Here is a 24,359-nt window from a genome sequence, read left to right on the forward strand (position 1 = left end):
CAGCCCTTGTAAAAAGATGTTGGAATATCCAGCCCGCCTAGGATCAGGAGATGTAAACTTATCTTCATTTTGCATAGATTTTTCTTTAAGCAATACATCCATTCGCACAACCCGCAAGCCTTCAGCGGCTGGCTATCTTGTCTGCTGCCGACCATGTATATCGAGTTGCGCGGTGCCCGGCTAGGGGATGGGTGGCGGGTTACCCATTAGGTGTATGCGCGTGGTCGGTCATGATGGCGTTGCAATTCAATCGCGCAGATCATCTCTATATCCAGTGCGCAGTACGCGAACCGACTCAATGCAATTATCCAGATTGTCGAAATTCACCCACATCAACAGGTCGGGGAGAAACCAGCGGGCGACTCCGAAAGTCTTATTGTCGTCCCAATGATCGGCCTTGCGACCGATGCGCTCTTCGAAAATGGATGGTGAATCATCGAAGCTCAGGCCGAATGGCAACGGGCCTCTCCAAGCTGTTGAAGTCCCCAGGCGATCACGGCACATGTTGATGCCTGCGAAGGAGGGGCGTCCATCGGGAGCCCGTCGTGCCCTATCGAAATACAACGCGAAGCCGAATTCATGTTTTCTATCGACGATCTCCTGTTCTGCCTCTGCCACAAGCCTGACGGAATCGAAGTCGCGGAACAGACTCTGGAATGCGGGGCTTGCGGGCGACTCCCCAAAGAGGTCGTACATCTGGTCCGGCATGGGATAGTGCCATGGTGGAAATGGCTCAGCCGATGCCGGCATCGGAATTCCCAGACTGATATCGAAGATGCCTGGCTGTTCTGGCTGATCAATACTCCCCGGCTGATAAGTCAGACGGATGTGGTAGTCGGGCAGCCACCAGGCGTCTCGCTTGTAAGCGTGCAGACGATCACCCCAGCCCGCCGCCGTCAGCTTTTCGCGGGCCGTGGCCCGATCATCTTCCCACTGCAAACTGAAGGGCAATTCACTGCCGACATACCGGCGCATGACATCCGGGATGCCTGACGTGACAGCCACGTTGGTGAAAATCAGCGTATTGCTCTTGCCATGTGAGGAGCCTTGCAGGCCCTCCCAATAGTTGCGCTCGCTGAAGGAAAACAGCATCCCCTGCGCGTTCACTCGCAAAATTGCTTCATAGGGGCTTTTTGCGGGGCGTGCCAGTTCGGGCCTGCGCTTGATACCCAGCGATTGAAACATGGCTTCGACGACTGGGTCGGTGACTCTTTTGCCAAAGAGAGTTGTTATGTCTTGAATATCCATGCGTATTGTGCTCTACACTTATTCCTATTCAGAAAACATTCGGTTCCGTCATTTTATTCTTCTACAGGCATGCCTAAACTGATGCAACGAATCCCCTTTTTCCCGGCGTAATCGATGGCTATTTTCATTGTTCCCAGAACCCACATGTCTATATTGTCTGAGAATCCTAATATCTCTGGTTGCCCTAGTTCTCGAGAGATTTTTTCTCTTACGGAAGCTCGACTCATGGAGAAATCCAGCCCGTATGGCAAGGCTCCTGTGTAACAGCTATTTGTTTTTTCTCGCCAGCCCCAAAAAATAACATCGGTTAGTACCCACGGACCTTCATCAATATCGTGATATGGAATTTCTCTCAATATCCCGATATCCTTGAATTCAAGTTGTAAGCCTGCGGAGTCGTCTGACCATAGCCGCTGCCCCTTGACATCCAACCGATAATCGTCAAGGTTCTTAATTTTGATCCCGATCTTGGAGAAAATAAGTTGAAGCTCCGAAGAGTCCGAGTCCCTGCCTATTGCGGAAATAAATTCTTCAATGCTTGGGTAGTCTGTGTTTTTCATAAGATTATTTTTCGAGCATTTCTTATAACTTACCAAGATCAACTCCTGCAAAAGGAAATGTCGGGGTATCGAGTTCACGCAGGATCAGAAGATGGGGATCGATTTTTACCCGCCGGAGATTTTTAATTGATGGGCTCCCGCCAAGTACAAGGGCAGGTTCAAAACCATACATCTCATCCGATGCCAATGGTCCATATTTTTTTACAGCACGGTCAAAGAGGAGTTTCCTATTGATATCATGGTAATCAAAATCTTCAGGCTCGCTAGGTCCGAATAAGGATTGAATAGTTATATCTTGTTTTTCCAATGCTTTCGTTTTTAGCCTATTCTTTAGAGCTTGTATTTCGTTATGAATGCAAGTCAGAGTAACACTCCGTCCCGTTTTTTCACCGCATAAATAAAGATTTCCAAATGCGGATCTGGCAATGACATGAAAGTTATCAAAATTTTCAAAAGGTGTCCCCTCCAACCATACGTCCTTAATGTGTTCATAGTCATCAGGGTTAACAGTCCATAATCTACCATTGCCATATCCAGCCCATCCTTCTTCACGCCAATAGGTCATTAGAATGGGAGGAAGTATTCCTTCCCATTTAATAAAGCTTGATTCTGGAACTTGAATTCGGTGGGTAGCTTCTCCATTACATTCTATGAATAAAGCATAATCTGCATCTCTCATTTGTATTTTGTTATAATGTTTGGTAGTAATGACGATTCAAATCTATCATTAAATGTAATGAGAGGCAAGAGAAAGGCTGGCTGTATTCCGAATAATGACAGACTAATTGGAAGAATAAGTGGCTAAGTGGGGGCTCTGTTAGTGGGGGGCTGCTGTTTTTAGCAAATTTGCTTTCTCCGATCTTCCGGATGATGATCATGGCAAGAATGGAGAAAGCAGTATCATATATAAAGGAGCTTTTACAGTTTCACTGCATTAATCATCTCCCTTTTTCCCGGAGGTCCCTGCTTCTTTTCCACCTCAAAGTTGAGTTCCTGAAGAATTCTTCTCACGCTTCCTTTGGAAGAGTAGGTTGTTAATAATCCGTTAATGGCCATTTTGTCCGATACGAGTTCAAATAATGGTTTTTCCCAAAGATCAGGCTGTACTCTTGCGCCAAAACAGTCGAAGTAGACAAGGTTGATTTTAGGCAGATCAATGTTCTTTAGGTCGAAAAAATCACATTCTATCTTTTTTAGATTGAATCCACTAATGATTTCCACTGGTTTTTCCCAATCTGCCAGATGAATTTTCTGATAAATATTCTTAAACTCTGGGTTATCAAAATGTTCAAAATAAGCCAAATCGTTTATTTCGGATTCATTTATGGGGTATTTTTCAAGCGAAAAATAATTGATGACATGATTTTTGTCAGTTTTTAAATATTCATTAATTGTTACTAAAACATTCAAACCTGTTCCAAAACCGAGTTCTAAAATATTAATTTCGCAATCATTTATTAAATTTAATCCATTTTTGATAAACACGTGTTCTGCTTCCTGAAGCGCTCCGTGGTGAGAATGGTAGTTTTCATTTAAATCATTGATAAACAATGTTTTACTTCCGTCGTTTGTGGTCTTAATCTCTCTTTTCAAGCTATTTTTTTGTCAAATTTACTCTAAAATTTTTATATTTAGAAAATTATGTTAAATTTGTAGAACATCGTAAAAATTTTAAAAAATGATAATTCAAAAAACTGAAAACTCCAGAATTTCTACATTTGACCCAAACAATTTTTCATTTGGTGGTACTTTTATTGATCATATGATTATATGCGAGTATGAAGATGGAAAATGGGGAGATGTGAAATTAGTTCCTTACGGTCCCATTCCATTTACACCTGCCATGATGGGGGTAAACTATGGACAAGCTTGTTTTGAAGGCATGAAAGCTTATAAAGACAAAGACGGGCAGGTTTTACTTTTCAGGCCTGAAAAGAATTTTGAACGTATCAATAAATCAGCAAAGCGTCTTGCTATGCCTGAAGTGACAGAAGAAATGTTTTTAGACGGATTAAAAGCATTAGTAGATATTGATAGAGCGTGGATTCCTCAGGGAGAAGGAATGTCTTTATATATCAGACCATTGATTTTTGCTACAGAGGAAGCTTTAAAAGCAAGAGTTTCTAATAAATATATGTTTGCTATCGTAGCAACACCAGCGAAAAGCTACTACTCAGAACCAGTTTCTGTTAAAATTTCTGACCACTACTCAAGAGCAGCAAACGGTGGAGTAGGTTCTGCTAAAGCAGCAGGAAACTATGCCGCTTCTTTCTACCCAACACAGTTGGCTATTGAAGAAGGTTACGAGCAAATCATCTGGACTGATGATGCTACACACGAGTATTTCGAAGAGAGTGGTACTATGAACGTGTTTGTAAGAATCAATGATACCATCTATACGCCGCCAACGTCTGAGAAGATCCTTGACGGAGTTACTAGAGACAGTTTCATCCAACTGGCTAAGAAGAGAGGGATTGAAGTAAAAGTGGAGCCTATTGCTGTAAAAACAGTAATTGAAGCTTTGAAAGAAGGTGCTCTTAAAGAAGTATGGGGAGTAGGTACTGCAGTAGTAACCACGCAGTTTCAGGCGTTAGGATACCAAGGTGAGAAACTTGAGCTTCCAAGACTTTCTGATGAAGAGAGCTATGCAGCGACCCTTAAGAAAGACTTGGTAGATTTACAGAACAATCTTTCTGAAGATCCATTCGGATGGAGAGTTGTAGTAAACCACGTTTTGGAAACAGTTTAATCATTAACTGAACAAAATCATATAGAAGCCGGAGTTTTTCCGGCTTTTTTTATAAAAACTCAATGATCATAAGCCAGCCCGGTTTTTCCTGGAAAACGGAATTGACCAAACGTTTCAGTAATTACAGTATAAAAAAGCTGCGATGTATATTCAAGACTGAAATTTTTAAACTAACTTGCAGTGATCGTTATATTGAAATTGACCGATTTATATATTTCTTCTTCAAGTTTTGTAATTGATTCATGAAATGTGTATTTTCGCAAAAGTTTATGAAAAAATTACTCTTCATATCAGCCATAAGTCTGTTGAGCTGTAACAGAAATACCCAGACGGCCCATCCTCCGGTAGGAGGTGTTTTAAGCCAAAAAGATCTGGATGTTTCTAAAAACAGGATGAAAAATCTGAACAGCATAGAAAGAGGCCAGATTCAGGATTGGATTGGTGGTCAGTCTGTGAAGTATTATCCTACACAGCTTAATTACTGGGTGACAGTACAAGGTTATGATCAGAGAGAAAGGAGAGCAGATAACAGTCTGATTTCTTACTCATATGATATTTATGATTTTGATGAAACCAAAATCTACGACCAGCCTATTGAAAGAAGAGAAGCCAAGTTTGGCCATTTTGATGAACTGAAAGCGGTGGAAAATGCTTTGCGTTTTATACATGATGGAGAGGAAGTAACGCTTTTGGTGCCGTCTTCTTTGGCTTACGGAACTTTCGGAGACGAAAAGAAAATAGATAACGACATCCCATTAATCATAAAATTAAAAGCTTTATAATACATGAATTTGTTTAACAAGAATATAATTCTGGCAGCGGCAAGTATTTCGCTGATGAGTTGTACCCCAATTTATAAAAAAATGAACGTAGACAAAGAAACTTACGAAGGTCTTAATGACGGACTTTATGCTAATCTTCAAACCACAAAAGGGAACATGATTGTGAAGCTTGAAGACAAGAAAGCACCAGTAACTGTAGCCAACTTTATCGGTCTTGCAGAAGGAAAAATCGATAACAAAGCTAAGGCTAAAGGAGTTCCTTACTATGACGGAACTATTTTCCACAGAGTAATCAAAGATTTCATGATTCAGGGAGGTGACCCTCAGGGAACTGGAATGGGAGACCCAGGATATAAATTCGAGGATGAAAGAAATGACCTTAAACATACAGGAAAAGGAATTCTTTCTATGGCGAACTCCGGACCTAATACTAACGGTTCTCAGTTTTTCATCACAGAAGTAGCTACTCCATGGTTAGACGGAAGACACACAATCTTTGGAAAAGTAGTAAAAGGAACTGAAGTGATTGACACTATTGCCAATGTAGAAAAAGGAGCTCAGGATAAGCCTAAAACTGATATCGTTTTGGAGAAAGTTTCTGTGTTCGGAAAAGGTGATGAGTACAAGCATTATGATGCAGCAAAGACTTTCAACGAAGGAAAATCTAAAATTGCAGAAAACAATAAAGCTTTCATCGCTAAAGAAGAAGCTGAAAAAAAGAAAAAAGAAGAAGAATTCAAAGCAAACCAGGAGAAATTAGTTGAAAATCTAAAAGCTGGTATGCAGAAAACCGAATCAGGTCTTTACTATAAAATTACAAAAACAGCTGAGGGTAAAGCTCCAAAAGCTGGTGATAACGTATCTGTACACTATGCAGGTAAGTTAGTAGACGGAACTGAGTTCGATTCTTCATTCAAGAGAAATGAGCCAATCGATATTCCAATCGGAATGGGGAGAGTAATCAAGGGATGGGATGAAGGTATCCTGTTGTTAAAAGAAGGTGAAACTGCTACATTATTGATCCCGCCAGCAATGGGTTACGGAGAAAGAGGAGCAGGAGGAGTGATCCCGCCAAACTCTTGGTTAGTTTTCGATGTTGAGCTTGTAAAAGTAAAATAATTGAATCTTTTGTAAGATATATAACCGCCCCGCAAGGGGTGGTTTTTTTGTAGATATTTAATGCTAAGGATATAGAGATGAGAATAAAATTAATGGTATTAGTGATTTCACTTTTTTCAGTTTTATCTTTTAGTCAGACTAAAGAAATAGATTATGAATCGGGAATAAAAAAAGAGTTTACCTCTTTTTTTGAAAGTATAAAAGACAAGAATATTGAAAATGCTGTCAATTTCATTTATCCCAAATATTTGAATCTGATAGGTAGAGAACAAATGATTAAAGTTTTAACCCTGAGTTATAATAATCCCGCTTTTATAATTGATATTCAGGATTTTAAAATAGATAATATTGAAGCTCCTCAGTTAATTGAAGGAGAATATTTTTCAATAACAAATTATTCTTTTAAAATGCAGTTTAAAGTGGATTGGAAAGTTATTCATAATCCGGAACTCGTAAAGGAAAAAATAAATGGCACATTAGTATCCAAATATGGAAAAGAAAATGTTGCGAATTTCAATAATGGAGATTATTATATGGTAGATGCCCATATGAAAGCCTGCGCTGTTTCAAAGGACGAAAAAAAATGGAAATTTCTGATTCTTGAAGAAAATTATAAACCTGTGCTTAAAGGGATTTTACCACAAAAAATTCTTGACAAATTTTAGAGATCACTATTGGAAAATATTCTGAAAATTCAGCCTTTTTATTTTGTATTGAAGTATCGTGGAAATACGGATTTCTGTAAATGGAATTTATTTCTATCTTTATGAATCACCTAAAAACAAAATAAAAAAATATGTTCGATCTAAATTATGATTTGATAAAACAGGAAATTGAATCTCAAACCTGTAAAGAACATGGGCTGCATCCTGAATTTGTAAAAACAGATGAAGGATTTGGAATAAAAGCCTGTTGCGATCCATTCAGGGTAGAATTAGTAGAAAAGTCTGAAAAAATGGTTGAGGAAGAAACGAAAAAATTCCTTGATAAAATGATGAAAGATATATTTAATGAGTAAGATAGTCTGATTAAAACTAAAAAAACCGCCCCAAAAGGGCGGTTTTTCAGTAAAAGAAAGATTAAAAGTTATATGTTTCTGCTCGATCTCTTCTTCATACTTGTTCCGGCTAAGGAACTGATGAATACAAGGCCAAAGCCAATATAAGCGGCAAAAGCCGTCAGATATATTATTAAGCTGTTAAAGCTTGGTTTTGAGGTGTATACTAACACTGAAAAGGCAGCAAAACTCAACACCAATAACAGGCTCCAGATATGCATTTTTGCAGCGTCTTCATTTCTCTTAAAAATCATTTCAAAAAAGTCTCTCATCATTACAACATTTTAAGGGTTATACATTAATTAATAGTATAAAACAACGCAGTCATTACGGTAAAAAGAATGGTATATTCTCTTACTGGGCTAAGGTTCGCGATGGCTTTGCCATTTATACAAATATTATTACACCGGATCAAAAATCCGGAATAGATAATCAATTTTTAGAATCACTGCTGCGTGATTCGAGGGTGATGACACCAGTCAGATACGGGGCATAAAACTGCTGTGAAAAATCAACGGGAGGGTTAATTTTTCACGTTCCCGTATCTTTTACGGCATCGTAGAAAAAAAAGGATTCATATACATCAATATGAATTTGAATCAGTGGAAAACTGAAAATCCACAGAAAACCTTTTTTCTCATCCTTAGTGTTTTTTTAATTTTTTCTCAAAAAAGTAGATGCCAATATCATGCCAAAGTGATATTTCTTCGGTTAACACTTTGTTTTTAAGACTTGTAGGGTCTTGTTTTTAGTGCCAATTTCGTTTTATTTCCTTAAACAAAGAAAAATTTTCTAATTTTAAGGGCTAATAATCTGAAACGAAGAAAATATTACGGTAGTTTTTTTTTGTAATTTAAAATACTTTATAGGACCTTTTTTAAAATGAATCTCGAAAGCTTAAGGAATAGTATACAGGATTGTATTGCCAATCTTCTTTACCTTGCTGAAATTAATTGCTGGAATACAATTTCACCCAATTTACTTTTTATTCTGTCTGATTTTAATGAATTTGAAGGAACAAATTCTTTTGAAATGACATGGTCCAGAAATAGGGTAAACAATTCCAAAACGGGTTTTACATTGGATAAAGCATTAGAAATTTTACATAAAGAAGTAAATGATCTGTATGATGTAAATCTTTATATTTTCCGGACAAGTAAAAAAGAAACTATAGTTGAAATACAATATTATAGAAAATCAAATTTTGATGCTGATTATTTTGCTTTGGTAAAAGATAATCCTCCCATGTTTCATTCTAAAATTTCATTGCCGCCTTATGCACCGAAAGGAGGAAAATTTGATATCAACTGGGAATCTGGTGGAGGAATAGATCATTTGTGGAAAAGCTTGTTGCAACGATATGGCTGAAAAGAACAATTAAGTAAGAATCTGCGTCAAAAAAAGAGTCCATAAAACATTTATGAACTCTTGTAAATATAACTGATAATCTGTTACCAATTCTTGTCAATCATATAAATAATCTGTGTGAGGGCAGTAGCTCCTAGTAAAAGTTCTCTCCTGTTCACTTTTTCAAAAGTATCTTCTTCTGTATGATGAATATCAAAATAACGCTGTGAGTCCGGCATTAATTCTGCTGCGGGAATTCCCATATCGTGAAGTGGGTAAAGGTCTGTTCCGGAGAACCTTTCTTCAAAGTTATAAACCCCATATGGCAGGAACAATTTTGACCAACTTCTGATCTGGTTTCTTCTGGTATCATCCATATCGAGTGCTATTCCTCTTGGGGCAAAACCTCCTGCATCGGTTTCTATGGCAAAAAGATGTTTTTCGTTATTTTCTTTTACTGTTTTACCATATTGTATTCCGCCTTTTACTCCATTTTCTTCATTGGCAAAGCAAACGACTCTTATAGTATGGTTATTTTGTATTCCCAACTTTTTAAAGGTTCTCAGAACTTCGATGCTCTGCACAATTCCGGCGCCGTCATCATGAGCTCCTTCACCTACATCCCATGAATCAAGATGTCCTCCGACTACAATGACACTCTGATCCTTCTTACCGGTAATTTCACCGATAACGGAGTGGGAGAGTTTCTCACCTTGCATTCCACAGTTGGAATTAAGCTTGGCCGTGATTTTCTGGCTTTTTAATAAAACTTCGAGCTCATCTGCTGTGGTACTTCCTATAGCAACAGCAGGTATTTTAGAAACTTTCTCATCATAACGCATGGCTCCGGTGTGAGGAACATCGTCAAAAGCTGAAGAAAGAGATCTTACGATGGCAAATTTCCCTCCTTTTTTTGCAGTTAAAGAGGCTGCTGTAGTTCTGTATTTGGCAGCATCACTATATCCTTTGAATGTTTCTATAAAAGACTGACTGAAAGGGTAGTTGAAAAATACAATTTTGTCTTTTACCTTTTCAGCAGGAAGTTTGTCATACTCTTCCATAGACTTCACCATGATCATCTCTCCGGAAACATCTTTTCCGCCCGTTCCCTCAGAATTTCCCAGTGACAGCATTTTAAGGCTTTTCCACCTGCCATTTGATGTTTTGATAAGTAAGGACTCTTTACCCCTTACCCAAACCGGAATCATGACTTCCTGTAGCCATACTTTATCGGCTCCTGCATCACGGAGCTTCTGTTCTGCCCATTTTACGGATTTTTCGTACGCTTCCGTTCCACTTAGGCGGTGCCCTATATTTTTGGTAAGCTCTCTGAGTTCGTTATAACCTTTACCGTTATTTAAAATCTCTGTGGAGATTTTGTTAAACTGTATAGAGTCTTCTTTGGTCTGCCCAAAAGCAGCCATTCCAAAAAGTAATAGTGAAGTTCCTAGTATCTTTTTCATTGTTATCAATTTTTAGCAATTATTAAATAAATTGTGTTCTAATTATAGAACTAGTTGACAGTCCTTTTTTGTCGACTTTTTCGAAAGTAATTCTTCTCCTGTCCGGTAGATATCAAAATAACGTTCAGGATGGAGTCCAGTATTCGATGTAAATTCATACCCATCTTTAGAAGCGAACTGTATCTGATCCGGCATCACGGAGTTTTTGGCTACCAGTTTTTATCAACCATAAGAATCATTTGTGTCATGGCAACTGCCCCGAGAAGAAGCTCTCTCTTGTTTACTTTATCAAAAGTATCCTGTTCGGAATGATGGTAGTCAAAATATCTTTGGGTATCTACAACAAGCTCTGCTAAAGGAATATCCAGTTTTTTTAAAGGTGAAATATCCTGAATTGCTTCTGTCTGGTCGAAATCATAAACCCCATAAGGAAGAAAGTATTCTTTCCAGGGATAGATTAACCTTCTTCTCTGAGAAGACATATCCAAAGAAAATCCGCGCGGAGAATAGCCTCCCGCATCTGTCCCTAAGGCAAATACATGTTTTTCTTCTTTCTTCTTCACATAAGCAGCGTACATTTCACGGCCTTGCCCTCCATTTTCGCTGTTTGCGTACAAGACCACCCTGATCGTGTGATTATTTTCATAGCCAAGCGCCTTTAATGTTCTTAAAACTTCGATACATTGAGCAACACCCGTTCCGTCATCAATAGCTCCTTCACCAAAATCCCATGAATCAAGCTGGGCTCCCAGGACAATCACTTTAGAGTCTTTTTTACCCTGAATTTCAGCAATAATATTTGGATTGGTAGTATCACCTTTAGACTCAGCAGTCATGTTGATTTTAGCCGTGACCTTTTGTTTTTTTATTGTTTTTTCCAATTCATCTGCAGATCTTACACCAATTGATAAAGCAGGAATTTTAATTTTATCATCCGGTTCATAGTAAATCATTTTGGCATGAGGAGTATCGTCAGAAGCTGTTGTCAATGATCTTATAATTAATGCTTTTGCACCTGTTTTAGCAATAACAGAGGCGGAAATTAATTTTGATTTTGCAGTCAGTAAATAAGAATCACTTGTATTGATGATTTTTGGATCTATAGGAACGTTTACGAAGACTATTTTGTCTTTTAACTGGCCCAATGACATTGCATTAAGCTCTGACGTGGAATTAATTAAAACAATTTCACCCAGGAGGTCTTTTCCGCCTGTTCCTTGAGAGTTGCCGAAAGAAAGCATTCTGATGTTTTTCCAGTCGCCATTTTCTGCTTTTATCTGAAGAGATTCTCTTCCTCTTATCCATACAGGAGCTTTGGCTTCCTGTCTCCAGATCATATTAATCCCAATTTCCTTGAATTTTTTTTCTGCCCATTCTGCTGCCTTTGTATAACCGGGAGTTGCGCTGAAACGCGACCCGATACCTTTCGTAAGTTCTCCAAGATTATCGTAAGCTTTACCATTGGTCATGATCTCGTCTGAGATCTTTTTGAATTCATCGTGATAATTTAATTTTACAGGAATAGCTGTTTTGCCGACAGGCTTTTTCTGAGGCTTTTTTTGAGAAAATAAAAATCCACTCAAAAAGAGTGGAAGTATAATGAATATTTTTTTCATTTTTTATTTACTTTTTTCCGATGTTAAAAGTAAGGAAAAAACGTGAATTTATTAAGGTTTCATATCATACATTAACAGAGCCGTAATTAATTTGGGTTCGATAAATGTACATTTTGGAGGCATACTCAGTTTTAAATCTGAAATTTTAATCATATCATTAAAACTCACCGGATATACTCCAAATCCTACCTTTCCTTCCCCACTGTCAATTTTTTCCTTTAAAATATTGATTCCATTGATGTTGGACGTTCCCTTTACATAAGAGATTTGATCAGAGCTGTCCGGATCTTCAATTTTTAAAATATTTTTAAAAATGTATTTGTCTAAAAGATGATGGTCCAGATTGTCCAGAGACATTTCTTTAGAACGAAGGTCGTGTTTTACGTGAAGAGAGTAGAACTTACCATCCATATACATAGACATATGGAATTTCTGAGAAGGGTAGTACGGGGTTTCTCCTTTTTCGTGGATCAGGAAATACTTATCCAGTTCCTTCAGGAAATCTTCTTTGGAGACACCATTCAGATCATGTAAAATCCTGTTGTAATCATGGATTTTAATAGACTGGTTAGAAACAATGAAGCTGTAGACAAAGTTGTAAAGTTCTGTACCGTTATGTCTTTTGTTTTTTTCTTTATGGCGTTTTGCATTCAGTGCGGTAGAACCAATTCTATGGTGTCCGTCAGCAATATAAAAAGAATCAATCTGATCAATCACTTCTTTGAACTGCTGAAGCTTCAGGCGGTTGTCTATTCGCCAGATTTTATGTCGGATTCCAATAGAATCTACATGATTAAAGATAGGGACATTTTTTTCTTCATGGTTCATCAGCAACTCAATTTTTGAGTTGGCAGGGTAGGTAAGCAATACAGGTTCTGCCTGCAGGTTTACTTTTTCAAGGTAATGAGCCAGTTTTTCTTTTTTCTGAGGAATGGTACTCTCATGTCTTTTGATTTTTCCACTCCAGAAATCTTCGATACTTGCTAATCCGAGAAGCCCTCTGAAAACCTGTTTGTTGGGATAGATCTGTTCATAAAGATAGTAGGCAGAATTGTCCTGGACCAATTTCTTTTCGTCCAGAAGCTCTTCAAATGTAGAACGGATCTTTCTAAGGTTCCGGTCAATATCTTTAGACTTACTTACAACATAGGGTTTAATCATATTGATGTAAGTATTTTCAACTTGAGCTTTCTCTGCAATCTCTTCCTGGGTGAAATTATCCAGAGGATGGGTAGGGAAAGTACTCTCGATGTCTCTATGAGGTCTTATTCCACGGAAAGGTTTAAAAACAGGCATATTTATCTTATAGTTTCTTTTTGTAGCTTAATAATTTGTTCTGCAAGTTCGACACCGATTTTCTCTTGCGCATCTACCGTATTTCCGCCTATGTGAGGGGAAAGTGATAATGCAGGGTTCATTAATAAAGGCAGTTCCGGGCTGGGTTCATTTTCAAAAACATCCAACGCGGCTCCTGCTACTTTTCCTGATTCGATAAAATCAATCAGTGTCACTTCGTTGATCACTCCGCCTCTTGCCGTGTTTACAATATAAACGCCATCTTTCATTTTTTCAAACTGAGGAGTGTCTATAATATACTCATTCGTTTTTGGCGTGTTGATCGTGATGAAGTCTGCATTTTTAAGGAATGCATCCATATCATTGGTGGAAGTAATTTCGAAGTCTACTGACTGACCGTCAAAGAAATTCAGACTAAGAATTTCTGTTTTAGGTTTTCTTGTCAGGACCTGTATTTTCATTCCCAGAGCAATTCCTATTTTTACAACTTCCTGGCCAATGCTTCCAAAGCCGATTACTCCTAATGTTTTTCCTGAAAGTTCATACGCGTTACTGAATGACTTTTTCATGGCATTGAAGTGTGTTTCTCCTTCCAGAGGCATCAGTCTGTTCGATTCATGAAGGAATCTTGCCAGTGAAATGAAATGCCCGAATACCAACTCTGCTACCGATTTTGATGATGCAGTAGGGGTATTGATTATTTTGATTCCTTTGCTTTTTGCATATTCAACATCAATGTTATCCATCCCGATGCCTCCTCTTCCTATTATTTTAAGGTTTGGGCATGCATCTATCAGATCTTGTCTCACTTTCGTTGCGCTTCTTACCAAAAGAACGTCCACCTCATTATCGTTGATAAAATTAATAACGTGATCTTGGGCCACTCTATTGTCCAGAATTTCAATTCCTGCTTCTTTTAAAGCGAGCTGTCCTGCTTTTGAGATTCCATCGTTTGCTAAAACTTTCATGTGTTATTTTATTATAGATGTTAGATTTAAGATGTCAGAAGTCAGACTTTTAGGTCTGTTGTCTGCTATCTGTTTGTCTGAGATCTTTTTTTTCAGTCGCCTAATATAAGCTATTTTATTGACTTCATTACATCCACCAACACTTGCACGCTTTCAATTGGCAGGGCATTGTATAAGCTGGCTCTGTATCCGCCTAAGCTTCTGTGTCCGTTTAATCCGCTGATACCAGCTGCTTTCCATGCGTTGTCAAATTCTTCTTTTTTGCTGTCATCTGTTATTTTGAAAGAAACATTCATTAATGAACGATCTTCTTTTACGCAGAATGTTTCGAACAGAGGGTTAGTGTCAATTTCATCATATAGAAGTTTTGCTTTTGCTTCGTTTCTTTGTTCTGCTGCAGCAATTCCACCATTGTTTTCAAGATATTGAAGCGTCAGTAGTGATGCATATATCGGGAATACCGGCGGCGTATTGTACATAGATTCTTTAGAGATATGCTGAGAATAGTCCAGCATAGACAGCATATTTTCTCTTCCTGTTTTCCCAAGAATTTCTTTTTTGATCACCACTAAAGTAACTCCTGCAGGTCCCATGTTTTTCTGAGCTCCCGCGTAGATAAGATCAAATTTAGAAAAATCAAGCTGTCTGGAGAAGATATCGGAACTCATGTCACATACCATCAGTGTATTTACTTCAGGAAAAGTTTTTATCTGAGTTCCATAAATAGTATTGTTAGATGTACAGTGAAAATAATCGTATTCTGAACCAACTGTATATCCTTTAGGAATAAAAGAATAATTTTCTTCCTTGGAAGAGCCTACTACATCTACTGTACCTAGTTTTTTGGCTTCTTTGATAGCCCCTGCAGCCCAGGTGCCTGTATCCAGATAAGCTGCTTTTCCACCTACTTTCATCAGGTTGTAAGGAACCATAGCAAACTGCATGCTCGCCCCGCTTCCTAAATAAAGTACCTCATAATCATCACCAAGATTCATCAATCTTTTGACAATTGCACGCGCTTCGTCCATTACTGCGACGAAATCCTTACTTCTGTGAGAAATTTCAAGAAGAGATAGTCCGATACCATTAAAATCTAAAATAGCCTGAGCTGATTTTTCAAATACTTCTTGTGGTAAAATACATGGCCCTGCGCTGAAGTTGTGCTTTTTGTTCATATTTTTATTTTTTGGTTGCTGTCAGAATTTTTTTTATTCCTTTAGCTTTATTTGTGGTTTCCTATTGGGTTTACCTAGTTTTTGGTTAAAAAAAGCCGTCTCAAAAAGATGAGACGGAGTCTTTTATTCGCCGTGTAAGAATGCTTTTTTGTTAAGCAGTGCTTCTTCAGATTCTACATGATCCTCATCAGGTACGCAGCAGTCTACCGGACATACAGCAGCACATTGAGGCTCCTCATGGAATCCTTTACATTCCGTACATTTATCTGTTACAATGAAATAAACATCATCACTTACAGGTTCCTGAGGTGCATCAGCATCTACAGTAAGTCCTGAAGGCATTGTTATTGTACCCTGAAGAGTGGTACCTTCCGAAGCTTTCCAGTCTACGGCTCCTTCATATATTGCATTGTTTGGGCATTCCGGTTCACAGGCTCCACAATTAATGCATTCATCAGTTATTTTAATAGCCATCGCTAATTTTTTTTAAATTTGCACAAAATTACAAAATATTCCCCAATTTTAAAGTAATTATGAATACCGAAAATCAAGTTTTAGGACTTATTAAATTAAGTGATTATATAAAAGCGTTTTTAGCGAAAAAAACGGAGAACTACAATGAAGATGATCTCAATATTGAATTATTGTTGAACAGATCTAAAATTGAGAATCAATGGTTTACGATTGATAATCAGAAATTTGCCTTACAGCAGTGGGCTGATCTTCTTACTGAAGAGAATATTAAAAACTGGCTTGAAAATTATTCCATCTCTAAAATTTCAAAGAGAGTAGGGCTGATTTTGGCTGGAAATATTCCTTTGGTAGGATTTCACGATGTGCTGTCTGTAGTTTTAAGCAATCATATTCCTGTGATTAAACTGTCTTCTAAGGATAAACTGTTGATTCCTTTTCTGTTAAATAAATGGAAAGAATTTTCTGATGGACAGGTTCAGTTTGAATTTGTAGAAAAATTGGAGAATTTTGATGCTGTTATAGCAACAGGAAGTAATAATACAGCCAGATATCTGGAGTATTATTTTAAAAATCACTTAAGTGTTATCCGTAAAAACAGAACTTCAGTTGCGGTTTTGAAAGGTGATGAAACGCCCGAAGAATTAGAGCTTTTGGCTAACGATATTTTCCAGTATTTCGGATTAGGATGCAGGAATGTGACGAGAATTTTTATTCCAAAAGATTTTGTTATTGACAGGCTGTTTGAAAGTTTCATAGGATTCCAGGATATTATTAATCATAATAAATATGCTAACAATTATGATTATAACAGAGCTGTATATCTTCTGAATCAGGATAAATTCTGGGATAATAACTTTGTGATGCTTAAAGATGATGATAAACTTTTCAGTCCTCTTTCTGTGATCAATTTCAGCAGATATGAATCTCTGGATGACGTTAAAAACTTTATTGCTGAAAATGAAGAGGGTATTCAGTGTGTGGTGGCGAAAAACGATCTCGGACTTGACTCTATTTCATTTGGTGAAGCTCAAAATCCGGGTCTTGATACCTATGCGGATAATGTGGATACGATGAAGTTTTTAGAATTGGTCTGATTTTCGTATCTTCCATCCATTATTTCACCGAATAACAAAATGGATCATATGAAAAGATTATTTCTAGGCCTTGCTATCATGGGCGGACAGATTGTGTTTGCACAGAAAGTAGTTGACCTGAAGGTTGAGAACAATCAATCAAAAGAGCAGCCTGCTGTTATAAGTAAAGAAAAGGTCAACATTTATAGTGATAATTTCTTTAAATTTATGAATGCAGTGCAGTCTTCTGACCGTAAAACTGTAGATAAATTACTTTCTGAGAAAGTAAAAGAAGTGGTCACGGATGATGTTCTTAAAAAAGTAAAAAACGGTATTGATCCTGATAAAAAACTCGAAGTTTTGAAAGTTGGATATTATATGACAATGGATGGCTCCAGTTATCCTGATATCAAATATAAATATGCCGGAGATCCATCGCCAAAAGAAGTCGTAAGTGCTGTTTTTGAAGATGATGGGAAAATCCTTGGGGTAATGCCCGCTAAAAAGGATCGGTAAAATTGAATTTCGATTTTTAACAAAAAAATATTAACTATGATGACAGATGTTTTAGTCGCTCATTCTTCGGAAATAGAAAAAGCGAATTTTTACAAGAAGACGTATTTGCACGTTGCTTTATCGATTCTTGCATTTATTGGAGTTGAGGCTATTTTGCTGAAAACTGTGCCTGTGGAAATTATTGCCATGATGTTTGGACAGAGATACATATGGTTATTAATCATTGGTGTTTTCTGGCTGGCTTCTATTTTGGCTTCCAAATGGTCGCTTTCACAAAGCAAATCAACTCAATATCTTGGTTTAGGGTTTTACATCCTTTTAGAGGCTGTGATCTTTATGCCTCTTCTTTTTATTGCCACGAATATGACGGGAGGTACTAATGTGATCTTCCAGGCTGCAACTTTAACGGTTGCTATGTTTGCGGGAATTTCTGCAGTTGCTTTTACTTCTAAGAGAGATTTTTCTTTTTTAAGAAATATTATTGTGATTGGAGGATTTATTTCAATCGGACTGATTGTAGGAGGGATGATTTTTGGTTTCAATCTGGGATTATGGTTCTCTGTTGGAATGGTGATCCTTGCTTCGGCAACCATTTTATACCAAACAAGTAAATTAAAGGATTCCTTTGGTACAGAACAGTATGTAGGAGCAGCGCTGCAGCTTTTTGCATCTATTATGCTTTTGTTCTGGTATATTTTAAGCATTTTAATGAGTAGAAGAAACTAATTTCAGTTCTTTAATTAATATAGTCCCGGTGAAACTTTCATCGGGATTTTTGTTTACATCATCAATGCTTTAATCCCTGTTTTCAGAATAAAAATCTGAAAATAATATTTTAAATGAGACCTGAATCCTTATTTTATTAACGTCTGACGAGAGGTTTAAAAACAGATGTTTCGAATTGCGGGTTGGTTATAAACACAGAGTTCTGTTTTAAGTTAGGAGAGAATTACCGAATAGAATTGCAGAACCCAAAAAATCCTGATGAGATCTCATCGGGATTTTAATTGGATATTCTTTGATAAATGCAATGCAATCACTGCTTCATATAGGCGTTGATGCGCTTTTTGAAGTTCTATTTCAGTAGAAATTGAATGAATTAGTTAAAGAATAAAATAAGTATAATTATGAGGAAAACCTCAGGTATTTTGTGTTTTTATGATCTTTGAAAATAGTAATTAATCAAAGAAAATATTATTTGTCAATAGACCCCAAAACCTTTTGTGCAAAAGAATTTAAAGCATCTTTTTCACTCATTCCGTTTTGTACGTTGGCATGAACTTCTAAAGCTCCGCAAATATTGGTGATTAATTCTCCTGCAACATTTAGGTCTTCTTCACTTGTTCCTCTGAATTCAGAGAAGCTTTCCAGAACTTCTAAAGTTTTCTCTAGATTCTCAGGAGTCTGATTCTGATAGAATTGTCTGATTACTGGTAATTTCATTATGATAACTCGTTAAAAAGGTTAATTAAACTTTCTGCCTGGTTAGACTGAACCTGGTTTACCAATTCACCGTTTTTAAATATGGCGAAAGTAGGTAAGTTATCTACTTTTGCAAGTTTTCTGCTTTCAGGAAGCTTTTCAGCATCTACATACAGGAATGGAATTGCTTCATTTTCTGCGGCCAGCTTTTTGAATTTAGGCTTCATGATTCTGCAGTTTCCGCACCATGTTGCACCATACTGAACAACTACTTTTTCGTTGTCGTTTACTATATTTTGTAATGTATCTTCGGTTAATTCTGTATACATAATCGTTATTTAAAAATTATTAATTCGGAAATGTGCTGATGTTTTATAGAGAAGAAAATGAGATAATCTTAGATAATCAGATGATGTATGTTCAAATTATCTCATTTTCAAATTAACACATTATATTAGTTCTTAGCTAGATATTCTGCTGTAGAAGTTCTGTCAGCTTTCATAGCGTCTTTTCCTTCTTCCCAGTTTGCCGGGCAAACTTCACCGTGCTTTTGAACGTGCGTGTAAGCGTCAATTAATCTTAAGAATTCTTTTACGTTTCTTCCAAGAGGCATATCGTTTACCGCTTCGTGGAAAATTTTTCCAGTTTCGTCAATAAGGTAAGTCGCTCTGTAAGTTACATTAGAACCAGTGAAAACTTCTTCTCCTTCTTCATTGTATTCAAAATCCTGATCTACGATTCCTAATGTATTAGCCAATTGTCTGTGGGTATCAGCTAAAAGTGGATAAGTAACTCCTTCAATACCTCCGTTGTCTTTCGGTGTGTTTAACCATGCGAAGTGTACTTCGTTTGTATCACAAGAAGCTCCAATTACTTTAGTGTTTCTTTTTTCGAATTCACCTAAAGCTTCCTGGAAAGCGTGAAGTTCAGTCGGGCAAACGAAAGTGAAATCTTTCGGGTACCAGAATAAAAGAACTTTTTGTTGGTTGTTTACTGCTTCATCAAGGATGTTGATTCTCAGATCATCACCCATTTCAGACATAGCATCAATTGTTAAATTCGGGAATTTTTTTCCTACTAAAGACATAATTTTCTGTTTTTATATTTAATTTTCTTAGGCAAAGATAGAAAGATTTATCTATCAAACAAATGAATATTGATAAATAAAATCTATAATTGTTTTTGATGTGTTGTTATATAAAAAAGCCCTGAAATCAGGGCTTTTGTTTATTTTAATAACCAAATACTTCAGTTAGATTGAGTTTTTTTACCTCACCTAATTTTTGCATATCAGCTTCATTTACTTTGTCTTGAGCGGCGACAAGACAATAGGTGTAATTTTTGCTTTTCATCTCTTTATCATGGAAGGCATTGATGTCTGCAAAAGATAGTTTAGGAGCCTGCTCATATACATTCTTTCTCATATCAAAATTATTACCAAGCTTTTGGGCTTTTAAATAAGAGAAAATAATACCATCCTGAGTAATTCTTTCGGAAGCGATTGTTTTTTTCAATCCACTCTTTGCTGTTTCAAATAATTGCTCAGATTTTGGGAGTGTGTTCAAAAGCTCATTCATCGCTGCGGTTGACTCGTTGAATTTATCAGCCTGAGTTCCTACATAAGCCATGATCATATCTTTATCTGTCTTCTTATTGGGAAGTGCAAAATAAGAATAAGTAGAGTAGGCTAATGCTTTAGACTCTCTGATTGTCTGGAAAACAATAGAACCCATTCCGCCTCCAAAGTAATTGTTGAACAGGCTTACAGTAGGCGTTATGGTAGGATTATACTGGTCAGAGTTTCTTACCCAGAAGATTTCAGCCTGTACCATGTCATAATGAGCAAATAGTACTTTGTTTTTATCTGTAGAGATCTGAGTAAAAGTCTTTGTTTTAGGAAGGTCTTTCAATGTTGCAGGAAGCTGGTGGATAGGTTTTAAAGATGCTACCGTTTCATTTCCTGATTTTGGTCCGTAATAAAGTATTTTATGCTTAAAATTAAATAAGTCATGAAGAACATTTACCAGGTCTTCCGCTTTCAAAGAATCCAGTTCCGCATCACTTAATACATTGTTGAATGGATTCTGTGCGCCATATTGTGCATAACTTCTAAGCCCTGCCATAATAGCTGCCTTGTTTTGTTTTGCATTGGCTCTGGCTTTCTTTAGTCTTGCTTTGTAAGCATCCAGGGCTTTCTGATCTATCTGGCAGTTTTTAATCAGATGTTCAAATAAAGCAATGGTCTGGTCAAAGTTTTCATTTAGCCCTTCTAAGGTCACATAAGTTTCTTCATTTCCAGCACTTACATTGAAGCTGGAAGCCAGTTTGTAGAATTCTTTACTTATTGCTTCAGAAGATTTGTCCTTAGTACCTAAATACTGAAGGTATTCTGCGGCCAGTGGAAGCATTTTGTTATTCCATTTTCCTGAATCAAAATAATAATACATTCTGAAAAGCGCATTGTCTGTGTTTTTCACAGAAAGAACATCTACTTCTCCCAGTTTATTTTTCGCAATATCTTTGTCATAGTTTAACCATGCCGGAGAAATAGCATTTTCAGGCATTTCATCGATCTTTTTTAGGAAAGGTGATTGGTCTTCTCTGTTTACAGAAACGGGAGTAATGGTAGGTTTGTCTACTTTTACGATGCTTTTATCTTCTCCTTTTCTTTTGTAGACAGCTACGTAATTATTATTCTGAAGATATTTGGACGCAAAATCCATGATGTCCTTTTTAGTAAGCTTGGAAATTTCGTCTACATATTCCAACATTGCTTTATGATCAACATCAGAAGTGAACTCATCCATCAGAATGCTTGCTCTTGATGAATACTTTTCATCTTTCTGGATAATGCTTTTCTTTTCGTTGTTGACAATAGACTGGATCAGATCATCAGAAAATTCTCCTTTTCTCAGTTTGTCTATTTCCTGAAGGAGAAGGTTTTTTACTTCATCCAAAGACTGCCCTTCTGTGGGCTTCCCTTGTAGAAGTAACACAGAATAGTCTTTTAAAGTATAGGGGAAAGCATAGGCGCCTAATAGTTTTTGTTTTTTTACAAGATCAAGGTCTATTAACCCTGCCTGACCGTTGGTAAGCATATTTCCTACAAGATTCAATAACCTGGCATCTTTTGTAGAGGCTCCCGGAAATCTGAAACCAAGCATTACGCTTTCAGGATTTGGGCCTACAACCTCTTTTACAACAGGCGATGTGATAGGTTTTTCCTGGCCCACCTTATATTCAGGAACAGGTTTGGATTTCATGTAAGAGAAAGATTTGTCGATTTTTGCAATCACTTCATCCGGGTTGAAATCTCCTGACATGATGATCCCCATATTGTTGGGAACATAATAGTTGTTGTAGTAATCTCTTATAGCATGAAGAGAAGGGTTCTTCAGATGCTCTATCGTTCCTATGGTTGTTTGCTTTCCATAATTGTTATTAGGGAAAAGACTGGCAAACATTGTGTCGTATACTTTGTCTCCATCATCGTCCAGAGTTCTGTTTTTCTCTTCATATACTGCTTCCAGCTCTGTGTGAAAAAGCCTGAGAACAGGCTCTCTGAATCTTTCTGCCTGTACAGCAAGGAATTTGTCTATAACATTGGCCGGAACATCTTCTGTGTAGACGGTCTGCTCAAAAGAAGTGAAAGCATTGGTTCCGTCTGCACCCATGCCTGCCATCATTTTGTCATATTCATTAGCAATCGCATATTGGGCAGCTTCTCCGGAAACTTTGTCAATTTCTTTATAGATTTCTTTCCTTTTAGCCTCGTCTTTGGTCTGATTGTATTTTTCATAAAGAGCATCAATCTTATCCAAAAGCGGCTTTTCTTTAGCCCAGTCTTTAGAACCAAACTGATTGGTACCTTTGAAAAGCATGTGTTCCAGATAATGGGCAAGGCCGGTATGATCTGCAGGATCTGTTTTGCTCCCCGCTTTTGTGGCAATATAAGTTTGAATTCTCGGATCCTTATTGGTAGGGCTTAAAATGACAGTCAGTCCGTTCTTTAAAGTATAATATCTTGCGGACGTTGGGTCATTGGTTACATACTTGTATTTGTAACCATTAGAAGTAGCTTCTTTCCATTGGAAATCCTGTCCAAAAGCATACCCTGCAAAACTTGCAGCGGCGATGCTTGTAGCGATTGTTAGTTTTTTAAACAAATTCATTGTTGTGGTGCTGTGTTTTATTTTTATTTAATTCTTAGTTGAATTGTTCTAATAATTCTTTTATTCTTTTCATTGCTTCTCTTAAATCTTCTTCAGAAGCAGCGTATGAAAATCGGATACATTCCGGGCTTCCGAAAGAAAATCCTCCTACACAACCTACGTGGGCATTTTCTAAAATGAACATCGCAAAGTCATCTGAATTATTGATTTGAGTTCCGTTTAAATTTTTACCGATATAATGTGAAATATCCGGGAAGAAGTAGAAAGCCGCTTTGGGAAGTAATACTTTGAATCCGGGAATCTCTTTAATCAGTTCATAAACCAGATCTCTTCTCTTTTTGAAAGCGTCAATCATGTATTTGTATTCAGATGGATCTGTTTTTAATGCAGTGATGGAGGCTCTCTGTGCTACAGTGTTGGCTCCGCTCGTCATTTGCCCCTGTACTTTTTCACATGCTTTTGCCAGCCATTCAGGGCATGCTGAATACCCGATTCTCCATCCTGTCATTGCAAAAGCTTTTGACATTCCGTTGATCACGGCAGTCTGCTCGTATACTTCAGGAAACTGTGCTATAGAAGTTGTCTTTGTTTCGTAATTGATATATTCATAGATCTCATCCGAGATGATCGTGATATTGGGGTATTTAGCAACCACTTTTGCAATAGACTTCAACTCTTCATAAGTATAATATCCTCCTGAAGGATTACATGGGGAACTGAAAAGTATGGCTTTGGTCTTATCTGTGATGGCTTCTTCCAGTTGTTCTGCCGTAACTTTAAAATCTGTTACATAAGATGTAGGAAGTATTACAGAATTTCCGCCCATCATTTTTACCATTTCGTCATAGCTTACCCAATAAGGAGCCGGAAGCAAAACTTCATCCCCGTCATTGATAATGGCTGCCAGCACATTGATAATGGCCTGCTTGGCACCATTGGAAACGCAGATCTGAGTAGGTTTATATTCTAATTGATTGTCTCTTTTTAGTTTATGGGCAATAGCCTCACGCAGTTCCAAAAATCCGGGAACAGGAGAGTAGTGACTGTAATTTTCGTTGATGGCATCAAAAGCGGCCTGTTTGATATTGTCTGGAACATCGAAATCCGGCTCACCGAGAGTAAGGCTGATCACGTCTATTCCGCTGGCTTTCATTTCTCTGGCCTTGTTAGACATTACAAAAGTCTGTGAGTATCCTAATCTTTTTACTCTATCTGAAAGTTTATCCATGTATGCTTTTTTGATTTTTAACAAATATATAATAAAAACGTTTTGCGGGAGGAATAAAAAGAAAGCTACTTTGAAGATATTTATCAGGTTTCTA

At 37.3% G+C, this 24,359-nt stretch carries 25 protein-coding genes; 9 read left to right on the forward strand and 16 right to left on the reverse strand.

What is annotated here, in order from left to right; all coding sequences use genetic code 11:
• Window positions 1–246: 246 nt before the first annotated feature.
• The 4 genes from AC27VX_RS06075 to mnmC2 form a co-directional block, all read right to left on the reverse strand.
• On the reverse strand, window positions 247–1,248 hold the full coding sequence (locus AC27VX_RS06075; protein ID WP_488694409.1) for a hypothetical protein: 1,002 nt from the start codon (window positions 1,246–1,248) through the stop codon (window positions 247–249).
• A gap of 53 nt (window positions 1,249–1,301) precedes the next feature.
• Window positions 1,302–1,808 carry a hypothetical protein gene (locus tag AC27VX_RS06080; protein WP_300689210.1) on the reverse strand — a complete coding sequence of 169 codons (507 nt, stop codon included), beginning with the start codon at window positions 1,806–1,808 and terminating at the stop codon, window positions 1,302–1,304.
• Window positions 1,809–1,830: 22 nt separating this feature from the next.
• Complete coding sequence (locus AC27VX_RS06085; protein WP_300689207.1) at window positions 1,831–2,487, reverse strand: GAD-like domain-containing protein; 657 nt, start codon at window positions 2,485–2,487, stop codon at window positions 1,831–1,833.
• Between the two features lie 239 nt (window positions 2,488–2,726).
• A complete protein-coding gene (gene mnmC2 / locus AC27VX_RS06090) occupies window positions 2,727–3,401 on the reverse strand; it encodes a tRNA (5-methylaminomethyl-2-thiouridine)(34)-methyltransferase MnmC2 (protein ID WP_488694411.1) in 675 nt (224 codons plus the stop codon).
• Window positions 3,402–3,486: 85 nt separating this feature from the next.
• Between mnmC2 and AC27VX_RS06095 the strand changes: the two genes are divergently transcribed.
• From AC27VX_RS06095 to AC27VX_RS06115, 5 genes are all read left to right on the forward strand, one after another.
• Window positions 3,487–4,557: a branched-chain amino acid aminotransferase gene (locus AC27VX_RS06095; RefSeq protein ID WP_236858914.1), complete on the forward strand. Its 1,071-nt coding sequence runs from the start codon at window positions 3,487–3,489 to the stop codon at window positions 4,555–4,557.
• Window positions 4,558–4,826: 269 nt separating this feature from the next.
• Window positions 4,827–5,339, forward strand: coding sequence for an FKBP-type peptidyl-prolyl cis-trans isomerase (locus AC27VX_RS06100; protein ID WP_236858916.1), 513 nt, complete (start codon window positions 4,827–4,829; stop codon window positions 5,337–5,339).
• A gap of 3 nt (window positions 5,340–5,342) precedes the next feature.
• Window positions 5,343–6,458 (forward strand): peptidylprolyl isomerase, encoded by a 1,116-nt coding sequence (locus tag AC27VX_RS06105; protein ID WP_410681121.1) that lies wholly within the window; start codon window positions 5,343–5,345, stop codon window positions 6,456–6,458.
• Window positions 6,459–6,559: 101 nt separating this feature from the next.
• Window positions 6,560–7,123, forward strand: a complete 564-nt coding sequence (locus AC27VX_RS06110; protein WP_488694414.1) for a hypothetical protein — start codon at window positions 6,560–6,562, stop codon at window positions 7,121–7,123.
• A 131-nt stretch (window positions 7,124–7,254) separates the two neighbouring features.
• A complete protein-coding gene (locus AC27VX_RS06115) occupies window positions 7,255–7,476 on the forward strand; it encodes a hypothetical protein (RefSeq protein ID WP_236858920.1) in 222 nt (73 codons plus the stop codon).
• Window positions 7,477–7,544: 68 nt separating this feature from the next.
• On the opposite strand, the gene AC27VX_RS06120 is transcribed toward AC27VX_RS06115, so the two are convergent.
• A complete protein-coding gene (locus AC27VX_RS06120; RefSeq protein ID WP_236858922.1) occupies window positions 7,545–7,790 on the reverse strand; it encodes a hypothetical protein in 246 nt (81 codons plus the stop codon).
• 607 nt (window positions 7,791–8,397) lie between these two features.
• Here AC27VX_RS06120 and AC27VX_RS06125 point away from each other — a divergent pair.
• Window positions 8,398–8,883: a hypothetical protein gene (locus tag AC27VX_RS06125; RefSeq protein ID WP_488694416.1), complete on the forward strand. Its 486-nt coding sequence runs from the start codon at window positions 8,398–8,400 to the stop codon at window positions 8,881–8,883.
• Between the two features lie 83 nt (window positions 8,884–8,966).
• Here AC27VX_RS06125 and AC27VX_RS06130 read toward each other — a convergent pair whose 3' ends face one another.
• The 6 genes from AC27VX_RS06130 to AC27VX_RS06155 form a co-directional block, all read right to left on the reverse strand.
• Window positions 8,967–10,325, reverse strand: coding sequence for a M20/M25/M40 family metallo-hydrolase (locus AC27VX_RS06130; protein ID WP_488694418.1), 1,359 nt, complete (start codon window positions 10,323–10,325; stop codon window positions 8,967–8,969).
• Window positions 10,326–10,534: 209 nt separating this feature from the next.
• Window positions 10,535–11,941, reverse strand: coding sequence for a M28 family peptidase (locus AC27VX_RS06135; RefSeq protein WP_488694420.1), 1,407 nt, complete (start codon window positions 11,939–11,941; stop codon window positions 10,535–10,537).
• 51 nt (window positions 11,942–11,992) lie between these two features.
• A complete protein-coding gene (locus AC27VX_RS06140; RefSeq protein WP_236858930.1) occupies window positions 11,993–13,237 on the reverse strand; it encodes a DUF1015 domain-containing protein in 1,245 nt (414 codons plus the stop codon).
• A 2-nt stretch (window positions 13,238–13,239) separates the two neighbouring features.
• Window positions 13,240–14,205, reverse strand: coding sequence for a D-2-hydroxyacid dehydrogenase (locus tag AC27VX_RS06145; RefSeq protein ID WP_236858932.1), 966 nt, complete (start codon window positions 14,203–14,205; stop codon window positions 13,240–13,242).
• 110 nt (window positions 14,206–14,315) lie between these two features.
• Window positions 14,316–15,380 (reverse strand): 3-phosphoserine/phosphohydroxythreonine transaminase, encoded by a 1,065-nt coding sequence (serC, locus tag AC27VX_RS06150; protein ID WP_236858934.1) that lies wholly within the window; start codon window positions 15,378–15,380, stop codon window positions 14,316–14,318.
• Window positions 15,381–15,503: 123 nt separating this feature from the next.
• Window positions 15,504–15,854, reverse strand: a complete 351-nt coding sequence (locus AC27VX_RS06155) for a 4Fe-4S binding protein (RefSeq protein ID WP_167028743.1) — start codon at window positions 15,852–15,854, stop codon at window positions 15,504–15,506.
• Window positions 15,855–15,913: 59 nt separating this feature from the next.
• Here AC27VX_RS06155 and AC27VX_RS06160 point away from each other — a divergent pair, with 59 nt between their 5' ends.
• The 3 genes from AC27VX_RS06160 to AC27VX_RS06170 are packed head-to-tail and all read left to right on the forward strand — an operon-like array spanning window position 15,914 to window position 18,169.
• A complete protein-coding gene (locus AC27VX_RS06160) occupies window positions 15,914–16,948 on the forward strand; it encodes an acyl-CoA reductase (protein ID WP_488694423.1) in 1,035 nt (344 codons plus the stop codon).
• Between the two features lie 48 nt (window positions 16,949–16,996).
• Window positions 16,997–17,443: a peptidylprolyl isomerase gene (locus AC27VX_RS06165; protein WP_488694425.1), complete on the forward strand. Its 447-nt coding sequence runs from the start codon at window positions 16,997–16,999 to the stop codon at window positions 17,441–17,443.
• 36 nt (window positions 17,444–17,479) lie between these two features.
• A complete protein-coding gene (locus AC27VX_RS06170) occupies window positions 17,480–18,169 on the forward strand; it encodes a Bax inhibitor-1/YccA family protein (protein WP_488694427.1) in 690 nt (229 codons plus the stop codon).
• 468 nt (window positions 18,170–18,637) lie between these two features.
• Here the strand turns inward: AC27VX_RS06170 and AC27VX_RS06175 are convergent, their stop codons facing one another.
• From AC27VX_RS06175 to AC27VX_RS06195, 5 genes are all read right to left on the reverse strand, one after another.
• Entirely contained in the window at window positions 18,638–18,886 is a 249-nt protein-coding gene (locus AC27VX_RS06175; RefSeq protein WP_027375263.1) for a DUF6952 family protein, read from the reverse strand.
• A complete protein-coding gene (locus tag AC27VX_RS06180; RefSeq protein WP_236858943.1) occupies window positions 18,886–19,194 on the reverse strand; it encodes a thioredoxin family protein in 309 nt (102 codons plus the stop codon). Before AC27VX_RS06180 ends, AC27VX_RS06175 begins: the two co-directional genes overlap by 1 nt.
• 125 nt (window positions 19,195–19,319) lie before the next feature.
• A complete protein-coding gene (locus AC27VX_RS06185; RefSeq protein ID WP_047098363.1) occupies window positions 19,320–19,952 on the reverse strand; it encodes a peroxiredoxin in 633 nt (210 codons plus the stop codon).
• 145 nt (window positions 19,953–20,097) lie between these two features.
• The gene (locus AC27VX_RS06190; protein ID WP_488694431.1) at window positions 20,098–23,037 is read right to left on the reverse strand and encodes a M16 family metallopeptidase; all 2,940 of its coding nucleotides are present in this window, start codon (window positions 23,035–23,037) and stop codon (window positions 20,098–20,100) included.
• Between the two features lie 34 nt (window positions 23,038–23,071).
• Complete coding sequence (locus AC27VX_RS06195; protein ID WP_236858947.1) at window positions 23,072–24,265, reverse strand: pyridoxal phosphate-dependent aminotransferase; 1,194 nt, start codon at window positions 24,263–24,265, stop codon at window positions 23,072–23,074.
• Window positions 24,266–24,359 lie beyond the last annotated feature (94 nt).

It is taken from the genome of Chryseobacterium sp. 14P4.3.2, from assembly GCF_057799275.1.